This window comes from Streptomyces sp. 4N124 (assembly GCF_052245395.1).
In the GTDB taxonomy this organism is placed as follows: Bacteria; Actinomycetota; Actinomycetes; order Streptomycetales; family Streptomycetaceae; genus Streptomyces.
This window is the reverse complement of record NZ_JBQQBS010000075.1, coordinates 1-16,652: the sequence shown is the minus strand read 5'-3', so window position 1 is coordinate 16,652 and position 16,652 is coordinate 1. Positions and strand designations below refer to the sequence as shown.

The window sequence follows — 16,652 nt, the reverse complement described above, 5'->3', positions numbered from 1 at the left end:
CCGGCGTCACCTCAGCTTCGGGTCGAGGGCGTCGCGTACCGCGTCGCCGAGCATGATGAACGCGAGGACGGTGAGGGCGAGGGCGCCGGAGGGCCAGAGGAGGGCGTGGGGGGCGTTGCGGATGTACGGGGACGCGGCGGAGATGTCGATGCCCCAGCTGACCGTCGGAGGTTTGAGGCCTACGCCCAGGTACGACAGGGTCGCCTCCAGCGCGATGTACGTGCCGAGCGCGATGGTCGCGACGACGATGACCGGTGCTACGGCGTTGGGTGTGATGTGGCGTAGGAGGAGGCGGGAGTTGGAGGCGCCCAGGGCGCGGGCCGCCTGGACGTAGTCGTTCTGCTTGGCGGTGATGACGGAGCCCCGGGCGATGCGGGAGATCTGCGGCCAGCCGAGCAGCACCATGAACCCGATGACCGGCCAGATGGTGCTGCTGGTGACCACCGACAGGAGGACCAGGCCGCCCAGCACCACCGGGATCGCGAAGAAGATGTCGGTGATCCGGGACAGGAACGAGTCCGAGAGCCCGCCGAAGAACCCGGCGAGCCCGCCCAGGACCGAGCCGAGGAGCGCGACCCCGAGCGTGGCGCACACGCCGACCGAGACGGACGTACGGGCGCCGTAGACGACGCGTGTGTAGACGTTGCAGCCCTGGCCGTCGTAGCCGAAGGGCGCACCGGGCTGGGAGCCCTCCTGGGCCTTGGCGAGGTCGCACTTGAGCGGACTGCCGGAGGCGATCAGGGACGGCCAGATCGAGATGACGACCAGGAAGAGGATCACCAGACCGGAGATGATGAAGACGGGGTTGCCGCGCAGGTCGCGCCAGGCGTCGGACCAGAGGGAGCGGGGTTTGCCCTGAGGGCCGGTGCCTTCCGGGCCGCCCGGCGTCTTCTCCAGCGTCTCCGCCTCGCTTGCCGCCAGGTCCATCGCGCCTCCCGCGCCGGTGCCTGCGATGACGCCCTCGGGCTCCTTCGGCTCAGGCATAGCGGATCCTCGGGTCGAGTACGGCGTACAGGAGGTCCACGAGCAGGTTGGCCACCAGGAAGACCAGGACGAGGACGGTCACGAAGCCGACGACGGTCTGGGTGTTCTGGCGGAGGATGCCCTGGTAGAGCTGGTAGCCGACGCCATGGATGTTGAAGATCCGCTCGGTGACGATCGCGCCGCCCATCAGCGCGCCGATGTCGGTGCCGATGAAGGTGACGACGGGGATGAGCGAGTTGCGCAGCAGGTGTTTCGTGACGACCCGGCGCCGGGGCAGGCCCTTGGCGATCGCCGTACGAACGTAGTCGGACCGCTTGTTCTCCGCGATCGACGTGCGGGTCAGGCGGGTGACATAGGCGAGGGAGACCGAGGCGAGGACCAGGCCGGGCACGATCAGCTCGCCGAAGGTCGCGTCCGTGGAGACCGACGGTTTGATCCAGCCCCACTCGACGCCGAGGAGCAGCTGGAGCAGCAGACCGGTGACGAAGGTGGGGACGGAGATGACGACGAGGGTGATCAGGAGGACCGACGTGTCGATCGGACGGCCGCGGCGCAGGCCCGTCACCACGCCCAGGGTGATGCCGATGACGATCTCGAAGAGGATGGCGACGATCGTCAGTCGGATGGTCACAGGGAACGCGGACGCCATCAGCTCGGTGACGGGCTGGCCGTTGAAGGCGGTGCCGAAGTCGCCGGTGAAGACGTTGCCCATGTAGGTCAGGTACTGCTGCACGACCGGCTTATCGAGGCCGAACTCCTTGCGCAGCTGGGCTGCTGTCGCCGGGTCGCACTGCCGGTCGCCGCACAGGCCCGCGATGGGGTCGCCCATCACGTTCACCATCAGGAAGATCAGCAGCGTCGCTCCGATGAAGACCGGGATCATCTGGAGCAGCCGCCGGGCGACGTACCGTCCCACGGCGGGTCAGCTGACCTTGATCTCGTTGTAGACGGGGACGCTGAACGGATTGAGTTTCACGTCCGACAGCCGCTCGGAGAAGCCGGCGCTGCCGTTCTGGTACCAGAGCGGAATGGCGGCCATGTTGTCCCGGACGACTTCCTCGGCGTCCTGGAAGAGTCCGACGGCCTTGGCGGTGTCGGTCTCGGCGTTGGCCTGGTCGACGAGCTTGTCGAAGTCCTTGTTGGACCACTTGCCGTCGTTGGAGGAGGCGTTGGTGTAGTAGAGCGGCTGGAGGAAGTTCTGGATGAGCGGGTAGTCCATCTGCCAGCCCGCCCGGAACGGACCGCTCATTTTCAGGTCGGTGATCTGGCTGCGGAAGTCGGCGAAGGTGCCGACCGGGTTGCCGACGCAGGCCCGGTCGTTGCCGAGCGCGTTGTTGATGGAGTTGCAGACCGCGTCGACCCACTGCTTGTGCGAGCCGGTGTCCGCGTTGTACGTGATCTTGACCTGCCCGCCCGGAAGCCCGCCGCCCTCCTCGATGAGCTTCTTCGCCTCGGCGGCGTCGTACTCGCAGGCGTCACCGCACAGGCCTTCCTTGAAGCCGCCGTCCTCACCGAGGACCGGGGAGGTCCAGTCGGTGGCCGGGGTGCGGGTCTTCTGGAAGATGGTGTCGGTGATCTGGTCGCGGTCGATGGCCCGGGACAGGCCCGTACGGACCTTCTCCATCCCGGCCTTGTTCCAGTTCTTGTCGTAGAACGGGAAGGCGAGGGTCTGGATGATGCCGGCGGGCGTGTTGAGGTAGCGGTCGCCGAGGTCGGCCTTGACGTTCTTCAGCTGGGAGGCGGGGACGTCGTCGACGAGGTCGAGGTTGCCGGCCATCAGGTCGGTGTAGGCGGTGTTGTTGTCGGTGTAGACCTTGAGGTCGACGCCGCCGTTCTGCGCCTTGTCCGTACCGGGGTAGGCGTCCCAGGCGCGCAGCGACATCTGCGAGCCCTTGGTGTACGAGTCGATGGTGTACGGGCCGTTGCCGACGGGCTTGCTCAGCCAGGCCGCGTGATCGTCGAAGAAGGCCTGCGGGAGCGGGGCGTAGGCGGGGTAGCCGAGGGTGTCGGGGAAGGTCGAGAACTTCTGGCTGAGCTTGACGGTGAAGGTCTTGTCGTCGACGACCTTCAGGCCGGAGAGGGTGTCCGCGGACTGCTTGCTGCCGTCCTCCGGGTGCGTCTTGTCGTAGCCCTCGATATAGCCGAAGAAGTACGCGTTCTTCTGGTTGTTCTTCAGGCTGGCGCCGTAGTTCCAGGCATCGACGAAGGACTTCGCGGTGACCTTCTCGCCGTTGCTGAAGGTCCAGCCGTCCTTGATGGTGATGGTGAAGTTCTGCGAGTCGGACGTCTCGATCTTCTCGGCGAGCATGTCGTTCGCCTCGCCGGTCTCGGGGTCGTAGCGCTTCAGTCCCCGGAAGATCATGTCGAGGACCTTGCCGCCCTGCACCTCGTTGGTGTTGGCGGGCTCCAGCGGGTTCTGCGGGTCGCCCCAGGAGGAGGAGAGCACCGCGCCGCTGTCACTGCCGCCGCCGCTGTCCTCACCTCCGCAGGCCGTCGCCGCGAGCGCTGCCGCCGCCGCGCATGCGGCCCACTTGGCGTGCGTGGCTCTGCGCATGGAGTGCCTCCCGGTGCGGGTCCGAGTGAAGATCCGTTCGTTATCGGCCAATATCGGCCCGGAATGGATCACTCGCACGTCGGCGCCACCCGTCCGGGTGCGGACCCGGCCCAAACAGGCCGTCAGCCCCTCACCAGGGAGGCTTCACCGGTCTGGACCTCTGAGGGTGTCGGTCGTATCAACTTGTTATTTCCGCAGGCCACCAGGGGTGCAGGCGCCATTGACGGCCCCGGAGCGGCGCTGATAGACACCGGAAAACTGTCCGCCGGTGCGAGCGATGACGCGAGGTCAGGTTTCATGCAGCTGAAGAGAAATGTCAGACTCCGGACCCGCATTCCCCTGATGGTCGCCGCACTCCTCACGATGTCGGCGGTCCTGGTACCCCAGCCCGCCACCGCCGCGGACGACAAAAAGGTCCTCACCGTCGCCGTCTCGCAGAGCGTGGACTCGCTGAGCCCCTTCCTGGCGAGCCGTCTGCTCAGCACCAGCGTCCACCGGCTGATGTACGAGTACCTCACCAACTACGACCCCAAGGACGCCCACGCGATCCCGGGTCTCGCCACCAAGTGGACCCCGTCCGCGGACAAGCTCACCTGGACGTACACGATCCGCTCCGGCACCAAGTGGTCGGACGGCAAGCCGGTCACCGCCGAGGACGCGGCCTGGACGTTCAACAAGATGATGACCGACGAGAACGCCGCGACCGCCAACGGCAGCTTCGTCTCCAACTTCAAGAAGGTGACGGCCACCAGCCCCACCCAGCTCGTCATAGAGCTGAACAAGCCGCAGGCCACGATGGCCGCCCTCGACGTGCCGATCGTGCCCAAGCACATCTGGGAGAAGGTCAAGGACTTCTCCAAGTTCAACAACGACAAGGACTTCCCCGTCGTCGGCAACGGCCCGTACGTCCTCACCGGCTACAAGGCCGACAGCTATGTACGCCTGGAGCCCAACAAGAGCTTCTGGCGCGGCGCCCCGAAGTTCGACGAGCTGCTGTTCAAGTACTACAAGGACGGTGACGCGGCCGTGGCGGCCCTGCAGAAGGGCGAGGTGTCCTTCGTCGGCGACCTGACGCCCGCTCAGGCGTCCGCGCTCAAGGGCCAGCAGAACATCAAGGTCAACGACGCGCCCGGCCGCCGCTTCTACGCCCTCGCCACCAACCCGGGCGCCCGCGCCGCGAACGGCGAGAAGTTCGGCAACGGCGACGCCTCCCTGCTGGACCAGCGGGTACGGCAGGCGCTGTTCATGGCGGTCGACCGCACGACCATCATCGACAAGGTCTTCCAGGGCCACGCCGTGCAGGGCGAGGGCTACATCCCGCCGCGCTTCTCGACGTACTACTGGAAACCGTCGGCCGACCAGGAGATCGGCTACGACCCCGCGAAGGCGGCCCAGCTCCTCGACCAGGCGGGCTACAAGAAGAACGGCGACGGCAAGCGGGTCGGCAAGGACGGCAAGCCGATCAACTACCGCGTCCTGTGCCACGCCACCGACCCGGAGGACAAGGCCGTCGGCCAGTACCTCAAGGAGTGGTGGGCCGACCTCGGCATCGGCATCACGCTCGACTGCCTGGACAACGTGAGCGACCCCTGGCTCGCCGGCGAGTACGACCTCGCCTTCGACGGCTGGTCCGTCAACCCCGACCCGGACTTCGTGCTGTCGATCCACACCTGCGGCGCCCTGCCCGCGACCCCGGACGACGTGGGCGCGACCGACAACTTCATCTGCGACAAGACCTACGACAAGCTCTACGCCCAGCAGCTCGCCGAGTACGACCCCGCCAAACGGGCCGATCTCGTCAAGCAGATGGAGTCGCGGCTGTACGACCTCGGGTACATGAACGTCATGGCGTACCCGAACGCGGTCGAGGCGTACCGCACGGACCAGATCGAGTCGATCACCACCATGCCGGCGAAGGCGGGCAACATCTTCGGCCAGGACGGCTACTGGAGCTGGTGGTCGGCGGTGCCGGCCGCGTCCGGTTCCGACGACTCGTCGAGCTCGACGGGCGTGGTCGTGGGCATCGTGGCCGGAGCCGTGGTCCTCGTGGGGGCGGGCGTGTTCTTCGGGCTGCGGCGGCGGGCGACCGCCGACGACCGTGAGTAGCGTCCATGGCCACTGACACGGCAGCCGCGGCGGCGCCGAAGAAGGCCGAACGCCCGGGCACGGGGTATCTCCGCTACGGGGCGGGCAAGGTCGGCGGCGCCGTGGTCTCGCTCTTCGCCGTCCTGGTCACCAGCTTCTTCCTGTTCCGGCTGATCCCCGGCGACCCGGTGAAGTACATGACCGGCGGCCGTCAGGTGTCGAACGAGCAACTGGCCGCGTACCGTCGCGAGTTCGGCCTCGACCTCCCGATGTGGGAGCAGTTCGCGGACTACTGCGGCAAGGCACTCACCGGCGACCTGGGCACGTCGTACCAGTTCCGGGCCCCTGTGATCGACAAGATCACCGAGGCGCTGCCGAACACGCTGATCCTCACGGGGACGGCCTTCGTCCTGTACACGGCGCTGGGCATCTTCCTGGGTACGCGCTCGGCCTGGCGGCGCGGCGGGCTCGGCGACCGCCTGAACACGGGCCTGGCGCTGACCCTTTACTCCATCCCCTCCTTCTGGCTCGGCCTGCTGCTCATCATCGTGTTCGCGGTGGGCATCGGCCCGATCCCGGGCCTGTTCCCGACCGGAGGCATGGAGTCGGGGAGCGAGGAGGGCTTCGCGTACGTCATCGACGTCGCCCACCATCTCGTACTGCCCGTGATCACCCTGGTCGCGGTCGAGTACGGCCAGACGCTCCTCGTCACCCGCTCGGCGCTGCTGGACGAGATGGGCAGCGACTATCTGACGACCGCGCGGGCCAAGGGCCTCCGGGACGACCTGGTCCGGCGGCGGCACGCCGTGCCCAACGCGATGCTGCCGACGGTGACGCTGATCTTCGTGAACCTGGGCCGGACGGTCGCGGGCGTGATCCTGGTGGAGACCGTGTTCTCGTGGCCGGGCCTGGGCGGGCTCTTCTACCAGGCGCTGAGTGTCCCCGATCTGCCCCTGGTCCAGGGCCTGTTCTTCGTCTTCGCGGCGGCGGTGATCGTGATGAACACGGTGGCGGATCTGGTCTATCCGCTGCTCGACCCGAGGGTGGGCCGATGACGACGGCTGCGACGCTTACCTGGCAGCGGCGCCGGGACTCCGCCGCCCGCTTCTGGAAGCAGTACCGGACGCACCGCGCGAGCCTGCTGGGCCTGGCGGCCCTCGCCCTCTTCGTGCTGGTCGCGCTGACCGCGCCGCTGACGGTCGGCTCCGACGTCGCGAGCGTGACCGACGCGCCGGGCAACCCGATGGAGAGCCCGAGCGCCGAATTCCCGCTGGGCACCGACCGGTTCGGGCGCGATCTGCTGGGCCTGCTGGTGTGGGGCTCGCGTGTCTCACTGCTGGTGGGGCTGCTGGCGGCGGTGCTGTCGGTGCTGATCGGCGGGCTGGTCGGCATCACGGCCGGACACTTCCGCGGACCGTACGCCACCGTGGTCATGCGGATCACGGACTGGTTCCTCGTGATGCCGACACTGGTGCTGGCGATCGCGCTGGCCACGGTGATGTCCCGGTCGCTCGGTACGGTCGTGCTGGCGATCGGTGTGACCATCTGGCCGACGACGGCGAGGCTGGTGCGGGCGCAGACACTGGCCGTCGAATCACGGCCGTACATCGAACGCGCGAAGGCGCTCGGCGGCGGGCACTGGCACATCATGTCCCGGCACGTCCTGCCGAACGTCATGCCGCTGATCCTGGCGCAGACGACCTTGATGATCTCCACTTCCATCCTCGCCGAGGCCACGCTCGCCTTCCTGGGCCTGGGCGATCCGACGGTCGTGTCCTGGGGCGGCATGCTCCAGGAGGCACGCGAGGCGGGCGCGGTCAGCTCCGGCGACTGGTGGTACCTGGTACCGCCGGGCATCGCGATCGCCGTGGTCGCGCTGGCGTTCACACTGTGCGGGCGTGCCGTGGAGACCGTGCTCAACCCGAGGCTGGGGGTGTCCCGTTGACGCTGCTGGGGGTCCGGAACGTGGAGGTGACCTACCCGGGCGGGGCAGCCGCGGTGCGGGGTGTCGACCTGACGCCGGCGGCGCGGCCGAGGCACGGCATCGCGGAGGATTCCAGGTGCGGCAAGGAGGCGGCCCAGTGACACTGCTCGAAGTCCGGAACCTGGAAGTCACCTACCCCGGCGGGGCAGCCGCCGTGCGGGGTGTCGACCTGACGCTGGCTGCCGGGCAGAAGCTCGGTCTCGCCGGGGAGTCCGGGTGCGGGAAGTCGACGCTGGCGCTTGCGCTGCTGAGGCTGCTGCCGGCCGGGACCGGGATCGGCGGATCGGTGCTGCTGGACGGTGAGGACGTGCTCACCATGAAGTGGGGCCGGGTGCGGGCGGTGCGCTGGGCGGGCGCCTCGATCGTCTTCCAGGGGGCGATGCACTCCCTCAACGCCGTCCACCGCATCGGCGACCAGATCGCCGAGCCGATCCTGCTGCACGGCGGGGGGACCGCGGCGGCGGCGCGGAAGAGGACGGGTGAGCTGCTGGAGCACGTTGGCCTTCCGGCGGCCAGGGCGAGCGCGTACCCGCACGAACTCTCGGGTGGCCAACGGCAACGGGTGATGATCGCCATGGCACTGGCCTGCGACCCCCTGCTGGTCGTCGCCGACGAGCCGACCACCGCCCTCGACGTGATGATCCAGGCGCAGATCCTGCGGCTCATCGAGGGCCTCGTCGCCGAGCAGGACCTCGGCCTCATCATGATCAGCCACGACCTGGCGGTGCTCGCCGACACCTGCGACCGGCTCGCGGTGATGTACGCGGGCCGCGTGGTCGAGGAAGGACCGGCCCAGGAGGTCTACGAGAACGCGCGCCACCCGTACGCCAAGGCCCTGTCGTCCGCGTTCCCACGCATCGGCGACCCGTCGTCGCGGTTCGCCCCACGCGGCCTGGCAGGCGACCCACCGGATCCCTCGGACCTTCCCTCCGGGTGTGCGTTCCATCCCCGGTGCGGGGTGGCGCTGGCGGAGTGCACGACGGAGGACCAGGTACTGCGGGAGGCGGGACCGGGGCGGAGGGCGGCGTGTGTGCATGTGGGGCCACCGGGTTCCGGGGGGCCCGCGACGGTCGGCGGAGGGGCCGCCACGAAGGGCGACGCCGGTGGCCCGACCGCCGGGTCGGCTGCGGAGACGAACGGGTCGGCGACCGCGGCCGGAGACCCGAAGAGGAGCGCCTCATGACGACATCCCCGCCCCTGCTCACCGCCCAAGGGCTGCACGTCACCTTCCCCGGCCGCCACGGCGCCGCTCCCGCCCGGGCCGTGGACGGTGTCGACCTCGACATCCGGGCCGGGGAGATCGTGGCGCTGGTCGGCGAGTCGGGATGCGGCAAGACGACGCTGGCGCGGGCGCTGCTCGGGCTGGTGACTCCGACGGCGGGGCGCGTCGGCTTCGCCGGTGAGCCGCTGTCGTACACCTCCCGGGCGCTCAAGTCCTACCGCCGGCGCGTGCAGTTGGTGCTCCAGGACCCGTCCGGCTCGCTGAACCCACGGCACACCGTGTACGACGCGGTGGCCGAGGGCCTGCGGATCCATGGCTACGACGGTGACGAGCGCGAGGCGGTGACGCAGGCCCTCTCCCGGGCCGGACTGCGCCCACCCGAGCGCTTCTTCCTGCGCTACCCGCACGAATTGTCCGGCGGCCAGCGGCAACGCGTGGTGATCGCCGGAGCGCTGGTCCTCAACCCCGAACTGATCATCGCGGACGAGCCGGTGGCCTCCCTCGACGCCTCCGTCCGCGGCGAGATCCTCGCCCTGCTGCTACGGCTCCGCGACGAACTGGGCCTGGCGGCGCTGGTGGTGACCCACGACCTCGGCCTGGCGTGGAACATCGCCGACCGGGTCGCGGTGATGTACCTGGGCCGGATCGTGGAGACGGGCGCGGTCGAGGATGTCCTGACGGCGCCCCGACACCCGTACACCCAGGCCCTGCTGTCCGTCGTCCCCGAGTCCCCCGGCACCCCGGTGGTCCTGACCGGCGAGCCCCCCGACCCCTCCCGCATCCCCTCCGGCTGCCGCTTCCACGCCCGCTGCCAGATCCTGGCCGGCGGCGAGGCGGAGGTGGCGGGCGTCGCGGACGCGTGCCGGACGCGGGATCTGGAGGTTCTCGACGGGAGTGGCGGCGCGCAGGTGGCGTGTCATTGGGCACGGGCGCGGGTCGCTACCTGACGGCCACCAACTCGACCTCGAACCCGTCCGTGTTGGCAAGGTAGGCCGCGTAGTGCTCCGGACCGCCCGCATACGGGTAGCGGTCCGCGAAGAGGGGCGCCCAGCCGTGGGCGGGGGCTTCGGCCACGAGCGCGTCGACCTGCTCATGGCTTCCGGAGTGGAACGCGAGGTGGTTGAGCCCCGGACGCATCCTGTCGTGTGCACCATCGGTCATGGCCGACGACTGCTCGACGACGAGATACGTCGCCCCGTGCCGCCAGCTGCGACCGTGCTCCCATTCCTGGTACAGGTGGTAGCCGAGCCCGCCGAGCAGCCAGCCCCACTCTCGTGCCGCGCGCGGCAGGTCGGGTACCCACAGCTCGATGTGATGGAGCATCCGCCTCTCCCGTGAAAATGCCGGTTCCCGGCACCCTGGATGCGGTGCCGGGAACCGGTGTGGAGGTGGGTCACGCCGCGTGGACGACGTCCTTCTCCTCGGCGAAGTGGCAGGCCGACTCGTGGGCGGCCGGGGTGTCCTCGGTGCGGAACCGCTCGGGGACGGCGAGGAGGGGGACCTCCTCGGCGCACTTGTCCTGCGCCTTCCAGCAGCGGGTGCGGAAGCGGCAACCGGAGGGCGGGTTGGCCGGGGACGGGACGTCGCCGGTCAGGATGATCCGGTCGCGGTGGTCGCGGGCGTCCGGGTCCGGGACGGGGACCGCGGAGAGCAGCGCCTGGGTGTAGGGGTGCGTCGGGTGGTCGTAGATCTGCTCGTCCGTGCCGATCTCGGCCATCTTCCCGAGGTACATCACCCCGACCCGGTCCGAGATGTGCCGGACGATCGACAGGTCGTGCGCGATGAAGATGTAGGAGAGGTTGAACTCGTCCTGCAAGCGCTCCATCAGGTTGATGACCTGCGCCTGGACCGACACGTCGAGGGCCGACACCGGCTCGTCGCAGATGATGATCTCGGGGTTGAGGGCCAGGCCACGGGCGATGCCGATGCGCTGGCGCTGGCCGCCCGAGAACTGGTGCGGGTAGCGGTTGATGTATTCCGGGTTCAGGCCCACGACGTCCAGCAGGTCCTGGACCCGCTTGCGCCGGTCGCCCTTCGGGGCCACCTCGGGGTGGATGTCGAAGGGCTCACCGATGATGTCGCCGACCGTCATCCGCGGGTTGAGCGAGGTGTACGGGTCCTGGAACACCATCTGGATGTTCCGGCGGACCGCCTTCAGCGCGCGGCCGGACAGCTTGGTGATGTCCTGGCCCTTGTAGAAGATCTCGCCGGCGGTCGCCTTCTCCAGGTTCATCAGGAGCTTGGCGACGGTGGACTTGCCGCAGCCGGACTCGCCCACGATGCCCAGGGTCTCGCCCTGGTACAGGTCGAAGGAGATGCCGTCGACGGCCTTGACGGCGCCGATCTGCCGCTTGAACAGGATGCCCTGGGTGAGCGGGAAGTGCTTCACCAGGTTGCGCACCTGGAGGATCGGCTCACCGCGTTCGACCGGGGCCTCGATGGCCGCGACGGCCTCCGACTCGGTGTCGGCGGCCACGGTCTCCACCTCGGAGACGTTCGGCGTGGCGTCCTGCGGCTCGTCGTTCTTGCCGATCTCAGCCATGGATCGTCTCCTTCCAGAAGTGGCAGGCCGAACCGCGGCCCACCAGTTCGGTGCCGTCCTGCTCGGTGACCGGCTTGAGGTCCGGGATCTCCGTACGGCACAGGTCCGTCGCCTTGGGGCAGCGCGGGTTGAAGGCGCAACCGGACGGAATGCGCAGCAGGTTGGGCGGCAGACCCTTGATCGCGTAGAGCTCCTGGCCCTTCTGGTCCAGGCGCGGAATCGAGTCCAGCAGACCCCGCGTGTACGGGTGCGCGGGGCGCTTGTACAGCTCGTGGACCGGCGCGCGCTCCACGATGCGGCCCGCGTACATCACGGCGATCTTGTCCGCGACGTCGGCGACCACGCCGAGGTCGTGGGTGATCAGGATCAGACCCATGTTGTACTCGCGCTGCAACTCCGCGAGCAGATCCATGACCTGGGCCTGGACGGTCACGTCGAGGGCCGTGGTCGGCTCGTCGGCGATGATCAGGTCCGGCTCCAGGGCCAGCGCCATGGCGATCATGATGCGCTGGCGCATACCGCCGGAGAACTGGTGCGGGTAGTCGCCCACTCGCGCCGCGGCGGCCGGGATCTTCACCCGGTCCATCAGCTCGATCGCCTTGGCCTTGGCGGCCTTCTTGGACAGGCCCTGGTGGACGCGGAACATCTCGCCGAGCTGGTAGCCGACGCTGAGCACCGGGTTCAGCGAGCTGAGCGCGTCCTGGAAGATCATGGCGATCTTCTGTCCGCGGATCTTGCGGCGCTCCTCGCCCGACATGGTCAGCATGTCCTGGCCGCGGAAGAGGATCTCGCCCTTCGGGATCCGCGCCGGGGGCATGTCGAGGATGCCCATGATCGCCTGCGCGGTCACGGACTTGCCGGAGCCGGACTCGCCGAGCACGGCGAGCGTCTCGCCCGCGCTGACGCTGTAGTTGACGCCGTTGACGGCCTTGGCCAGGCCCTCGCGGGTGTGGAACTCGACGTGCAGGTCACGCACTTCGAGCAACGGGGAGCCGTCGCCGTCGCGGGGCGAGGGCACGGCTGTTTCTTCGATGACGGTCACGTACGCCTCCCTCAGCGCATCTTCGGGTCGAGGGCGTTGCGTACGGCCTCACCGAGCATGATGAACGCCAGCACCGTGATGCTGAGCATGATCGACGGGTAGAGCATGATCCACTGGGCCACGCGGATCTGGTTGCCGCCGTCGGAGATGTCGTTGCCCCACGAGACGCCGCTGAGACCGAGGCCCAGGAACGACAGTGTGGCCTCGGCCGTGATGTAGACGCCGAGCGAGATGGTGGCGACGACGATCACCGGGGCGAGGGTGTTCGGCAGGATGTGCCGGAACATGATCCGCGGGGTGCTCGCGCCGAGGGCCTTGGCCGCCTGCACGTAGTCGGACTGCTTGGTGGTGATCACCGCACCGCGCATCACCCGGGAGATCTGCGTCCAGCCGAAGAAGCCCAGTGCGCCGATGACGATCCAGGTCGTGCGCTCCGCGAAGGAGTTGAGGAAGACCATGGTGCCGAGCAGGAACGGAATACCGAAGAACACATCCGTCAGGCGCGACAGGATCGAGTCGACGACGCCGCCGAAGTAACCGGCGATCATGCCGACCGTGCCGCCCACCAGCGTGACGACCAGGGTGGTGCCGAAGCCGACGGCTATGGAGGCCCGGGTGCCGTAGATGACACGGGCGTACACGCTGCGGCCCTGCTGGTCGTAGCCGAGCCAGTCCTGCGAACCGACCTCACCCAGCTTGGGCTTTTGCAGGTAGTGCTTGGACAGGTCACCGAGGTACGGCTGCGCGCTGGTGAACCATCCCGGGAAGAAGGTGATCAGCAGCAGGATGAAGATCAGCACGCTGGAGATGATGAAGATCCAGCTGCGGCGCAGGTCGGCCCAGGCGTCGCCCCACAGGCTGCGGGTCTTCTCCGGTTTGGACTCTGCTGTCAGATCCGGATACGCGGAGTCCGCTGGATTCACCGCACCGGCCTTGACGTCGGTCTTGGTCACATCAGGCATAGCGAATCCTCGGGTCAAGGACCGCGTAGAGCAGGTCGACGAGCAGGTTGGCGAGGAGATAGATGAGCACCAGGACTGTCACCAGGCCGACCAGGGTGGTTCCCTCGCGGCGCACGATCGACTGATAGATCGTGAGACCGACGCCCTGGATGTTGAACAGGCCCTCGGTGACGACCGCGCCGCCCATCAGCGCACCGATGTCGGTACCCAGGTAGGTGATCACGGGGATCATCGAGTTGCGCATGAGGTGGACGCCCACCACACGGCTCTTGGGCAGACCCTTGGCGATCGCGGTGCGGACGTAGTCGGCGCGCCGGTTCTCGGCGATCGAGGTCCGGGTCAGCCGCGTCACATACGCCAGTGACGCGGTCGCCAGCACAATGGCCGGCATCAGCAACTGACCGTAGTCCGAGGAGTCGTTGACGTTCGGCTCCAGCCACCCCAGCTGCTCGGCGAAGACCAGCTTGCAGATGAAACCGAGCACGAAGACCGGGATCGAGATGAACAGCAGGGCGACCGCGAGGACCGCGTTGTCGGTGAACCGCCCGGCGCGCAGACCCGCGGCCACGCCCAGGGCGATACCCAGGACGACCTCGATGGCGAAGGCCAGCGAGGCGAGGCGGAAGGTCACCGGGAAGGCATCGCCCAGTACGTCCGTGACGGGCCGTCCGCTGGCGATCTGCGTGCCGAAGTCGCCATGCAGGATCATGTCCTTCATGTAATTCCAGTACTGCACCAGGATCGGCTGGTCCAGGCCGTACTCATGTCTCAGCGCCGCGATGACCTGCGGGCTGCCGGCCTTGTCGCCGAAGAGCCCGCGCACGGGGTCACCGGGCAGGGCGTAGACCATGAGGAAGATCAGCAGAGTTGTCCCGATGAACACCGGGATCATCTGGAGCAGTCGTCGTGCGACGTAGCGCCCCATCGTGCCTCCATGTCAGTGACGGCGGCAGCCGACGGGCCCTTTCCCCGCGCATCACCTGAAGATGCGGGTGGAAAGGGCCCCCCGGCCGCTGCCGTTCCCCGGGCGGAATCAGCCACGCCCGGGACAACGGTCCGTTGCGGTTACTTCTTGACCTGAACACCGGTCAGGATCGGGTCGCCGTCCTGGGCGTACTTGACGCCGGTGACCTTCTCCGAGTAGCCCGCGTTGACCTTGTAGTACCAGAGCGGAATGCTCGGCATGTACTCGGGGAGCTTCTTCTCGAGCTCCTGGTACAGCTTCTCCGACTCGTCCTGCGACTTGGCGGCGTCGGCTTCCTTGATCAGCTTGTCGATCTCCGGGTTGGAGAAGCCGCTCTGGTTGCCGGACGAGTTGGTGCCGAACAGGTCGCGCAGGAAGTTCGCGTTGAACGGGTAGTCGAGCACCCAGCCGGAGCGGTACATCGACTTGACCTCCTGCGCGTCACGCGCGTCGAGGTCGGCCTGGAAGTCCGCCTTGGAGTCGCCGGTGCAGGCGACGCCGACGGCCTTGGTGATGGAGCCGCAGACGGCCTCCACCCACTCCTTGTGACCGCCGTCCGCGTTGAACTGGATGGAGATCTTGTTGCCCGGAACGCCGCCGCCCTCCTTGATGAGCGCCTTGGCCTTGGCCGGGTCGTAGTTGAAGATGTCGGTGCCCAGGCTCGGCTGGTAGCCGAGGACGCCCTTGGCGACCCAGCCGGTGGCGGGCTCGCGGGTGCCCTGGAGCACGGTGGTGGTGATGGTCTTGCGGTCGATCGCCATCGACAGGCCCTGGATGACCTTCGGGTCGATGCCCTTCCACTGCTTGGTGTAGAAGGCCGGGGCGATCGTCTGGACCGCGGAGTAGGCCTGGTCGACGGCGCGGTCGCCGAGGTCCTGCTTGTACACGGGCAGGTCGCGGGGGGCGAGCTGACGCAGGACGTCGACGTTGCCGGACTTCAGGTCCTCGTAGGCCGTTTCCAGGTTGGTGTAGTTCTTGAAGATCACACCACCGTTCTTGGCCTTGTTCGGACCCTGGTAGTCGTCGTTGCGGGCGACCTCGATCTGCTTCTTGTGGTCCCAGCTGACGAACTTGTAGGGGCCGTTGCCGACCGGCTTCTCGCCCGCGGCCTTCGGGTCCTTGAAGAAGGACTCGGGCAGCGGCGAGAAGACCTCGTAGCCCAGCTTGTAGACGAAGTAGGGCAGCGGGGAGGTGAGCGTGATGGTGAAGGTGTTGTCGTCGACGACCTTCAGGCCCTTCATCTCCGTGGCCTTCGCCTTGCCCTTCTCGGGCGCGACGTCGGCATAGCCGTCGATGTCGGAGAACCAGAAGCTGTTGGTCTGCTTGTTCGCCGGGGCGGCGGCCCAGTTCCACGCCTTGACGTAGGACTCGGCGGTCACCGGGGTGCCGTCGTGGAACTTCCAGCCGGGCTTCAGCTTGACCGTGAACGTCTTGTTGTCGGTGGAGTCCACCGACTGGGCGTTCATCATTTCGATCTTGCCGGTGGAGTCGTAGTCCACGAGCCCGGTGAACAGCGCCTTGGTGACGATGCTGCCGTTGGACTCCATGGTGTTGGCCGGCTGCAGCGGGTTCTGCGGCTCGCCGACCTCGATCGAGAACTTGCCGTTCGGATCGATGGCGGCGTTGCTGTCGTCGCCGCTGTCGCCGTCACTGCCACCACAGGCGGTCGCGGCCAGCGCCACAACCGCGGCTATCGCGACCCACTTGGCGCTCTTGGCACCACGCATGGGTTCCTCCTCATGAGTCCATTGGTTCACCGCAAGGGGGAGCACACGACACGCCACCGTCACCGGTGCCGGAAATAGTCAGGTGCCCCCACGCTCGTGAGTCGGCGCCGCTGCAGCGCGTGACCCGTTAGTCCGAGCTCTACGCGCCTAACTATCTGCCATGGGCCGATGGCCGAACCACACCCTCAAGGTCTCGGTTCGATCACACCTCGTGCGTACATCTTCCAAAATCCGGACAAAGGGTTTGCCGAAAGATCCCTGCGAAACGGACTTGTTACACATCTATCGGTCGCAGGCGTCCGTATACCGGACGATCCGGAGGAGAAAACCAGTTGCGGTTACGGTGATCCATGCGCGGGGTGCCATCGGCATGCCCGCGAGGCCCGGACGCGCGGTCCTTGACGAGACGTCAGGACGAGAGAAGGGCGCGTCGGCAGCAGGGTAATCCGTTTCGTGCGGCCTGTGAGCTTCCTGAGCGAAGACGAGGGTTTTCCCTATGCCTTCGCCTTCTCTCTATGTCTGTGCTCTCTGTGTCTACGCAGCCGCGACGGGGCCCCTCCACAAAGAAGGGGACCCGTGCGGTTGT

15 protein-coding genes are annotated in these 16,652 nt (G+C 67.8%); 6 read left to right on the top strand and 9 right to left on the bottom strand.

From position 1 onward, the window contains the following. Positions 1-6: 6 nt before the first annotated feature. The 3 genes from ACTWQO_RS43050 to ACTWQO_RS43040 are packed head-to-tail and all read right to left on the bottom strand — an operon-like array spanning position 7 to position 3,538. On the bottom strand, positions 7-984 hold the full coding sequence (locus ACTWQO_RS43050; RefSeq protein WP_328438693.1) for an ABC transporter permease: 978 nt from the start codon (positions 982-984) through the stop codon (positions 7-9). Then, complete coding sequence (locus ACTWQO_RS43045; protein WP_443242832.1) at positions 977-1,900, bottom strand: ABC transporter permease; 924 nt, start codon at positions 1,898-1,900, stop codon at positions 977-979. The genes ACTWQO_RS43050 and ACTWQO_RS43045 overlap by 8 nt, the downstream gene beginning before the upstream one ends. A gap of 6 nt (positions 1,901-1,906) precedes the next feature. Then, the gene (locus tag ACTWQO_RS43040) at positions 1,907-3,538 is read right to left on the bottom strand and encodes a peptide ABC transporter substrate-binding protein (RefSeq protein ID WP_443242831.1); all 1,632 of its coding nucleotides are present in this window, start codon (positions 3,536-3,538) and stop codon (positions 1,907-1,909) included. Positions 3,539-3,901: 363 nt separating this feature from the next. Between ACTWQO_RS43040 and ACTWQO_RS43035 the strand changes: the two genes are divergently transcribed. From ACTWQO_RS43035 to ACTWQO_RS43010, 6 genes are read left to right on the top strand one after another with little or no spacing between them, the layout of a single operon-like run. Continuing rightward, positions 3,902-5,644 carry an ABC transporter substrate-binding protein gene (locus tag ACTWQO_RS43035; RefSeq protein ID WP_443242853.1) on the top strand — a complete coding sequence of 581 codons (1,743 nt, stop codon included), beginning with the start codon at positions 3,902-3,904 and terminating at the stop codon, positions 5,642-5,644. Positions 5,645-5,649: 5 nt separating this feature from the next. After that, the gene (locus ACTWQO_RS43030) at positions 5,650-6,678 is read left to right on the top strand and encodes an ABC transporter permease (protein WP_443242830.1); all 1,029 of its coding nucleotides are present in this window, start codon (positions 5,650-5,652) and stop codon (positions 6,676-6,678) included. Then, on the top strand, positions 6,675-7,568 hold the full coding sequence (locus ACTWQO_RS43025; RefSeq protein WP_443242829.1) for an ABC transporter permease: 894 nt from the start codon (positions 6,675-6,677) through the stop codon (positions 7,566-7,568). The genes ACTWQO_RS43030 and ACTWQO_RS43025 overlap by 4 nt, the downstream gene beginning before the upstream one ends. After that, positions 7,565-7,708, top strand: a complete 144-nt coding sequence (locus ACTWQO_RS43020) for a hypothetical protein (RefSeq protein WP_443242828.1) — start codon at positions 7,565-7,567, stop codon at positions 7,706-7,708. The genes ACTWQO_RS43025 and ACTWQO_RS43020 overlap by 4 nt, the downstream gene beginning before the upstream one ends. Next, the gene (locus ACTWQO_RS43015; protein WP_443242827.1) at positions 7,705-8,790 is read left to right on the top strand and encodes an ABC transporter ATP-binding protein; all 1,086 of its coding nucleotides are present in this window, start codon (positions 7,705-7,707) and stop codon (positions 8,788-8,790) included. Before ACTWQO_RS43020 ends, ACTWQO_RS43015 begins: the two co-directional genes overlap by 4 nt. Beyond that, on the top strand, positions 8,787-9,776 hold the full coding sequence (locus ACTWQO_RS43010; RefSeq protein ID WP_443242826.1) for an oligopeptide/dipeptide ABC transporter ATP-binding protein: 990 nt from the start codon (positions 8,787-8,789) through the stop codon (positions 9,774-9,776). The genes ACTWQO_RS43015 and ACTWQO_RS43010 overlap by 4 nt, the downstream gene beginning before the upstream one ends. Here ACTWQO_RS43010 and ACTWQO_RS43005 read toward each other — a convergent pair. The 6 genes from ACTWQO_RS43005 to ACTWQO_RS42980 form a co-directional block, all read right to left on the bottom strand. Beyond that, positions 9,769-10,152, bottom strand: coding sequence for a VOC family protein (locus ACTWQO_RS43005; RefSeq protein WP_443242825.1), 384 nt, complete (start codon positions 10,150-10,152; stop codon positions 9,769-9,771). The genes ACTWQO_RS43010 and ACTWQO_RS43005 overlap by 8 nt on opposite strands. A gap of 70 nt (positions 10,153-10,222) precedes the next feature. Next, the gene (locus ACTWQO_RS43000; protein ID WP_443242824.1) at positions 10,223-11,371 is read right to left on the bottom strand and encodes an ABC transporter ATP-binding protein; all 1,149 of its coding nucleotides are present in this window, start codon (positions 11,369-11,371) and stop codon (positions 10,223-10,225) included. Continuing rightward, positions 11,364-12,413, bottom strand: a complete 1,050-nt coding sequence (locus ACTWQO_RS42995) for an ABC transporter ATP-binding protein (RefSeq protein WP_443242823.1) — start codon at positions 12,411-12,413, stop codon at positions 11,364-11,366. Before ACTWQO_RS42995 ends, ACTWQO_RS43000 begins: the two co-directional genes overlap by 8 nt. An 11-nt stretch (positions 12,414-12,424) precedes the next feature. Beyond that, a complete protein-coding gene (locus ACTWQO_RS42990; RefSeq protein ID WP_443242822.1) occupies positions 12,425-13,375 on the bottom strand; it encodes an ABC transporter permease in 951 nt (316 codons plus the stop codon). Next, on the bottom strand, positions 13,368-14,300 hold the full coding sequence (locus tag ACTWQO_RS42985) for an ABC transporter permease (protein ID WP_328438703.1): 933 nt from the start codon (positions 14,298-14,300) through the stop codon (positions 13,368-13,370). Before ACTWQO_RS42985 ends, ACTWQO_RS42990 begins: the two co-directional genes overlap by 8 nt. 140 nt (positions 14,301-14,440) lie before the next feature. Beyond that, positions 14,441-16,066 carry a peptide ABC transporter substrate-binding protein gene (locus ACTWQO_RS42980; protein ID WP_443242821.1) on the bottom strand — a complete coding sequence of 542 codons (1,626 nt, stop codon included), beginning with the start codon at positions 16,064-16,066 and terminating at the stop codon, positions 14,441-14,443. Positions 16,067-16,652 lie beyond the last annotated feature (586 nt).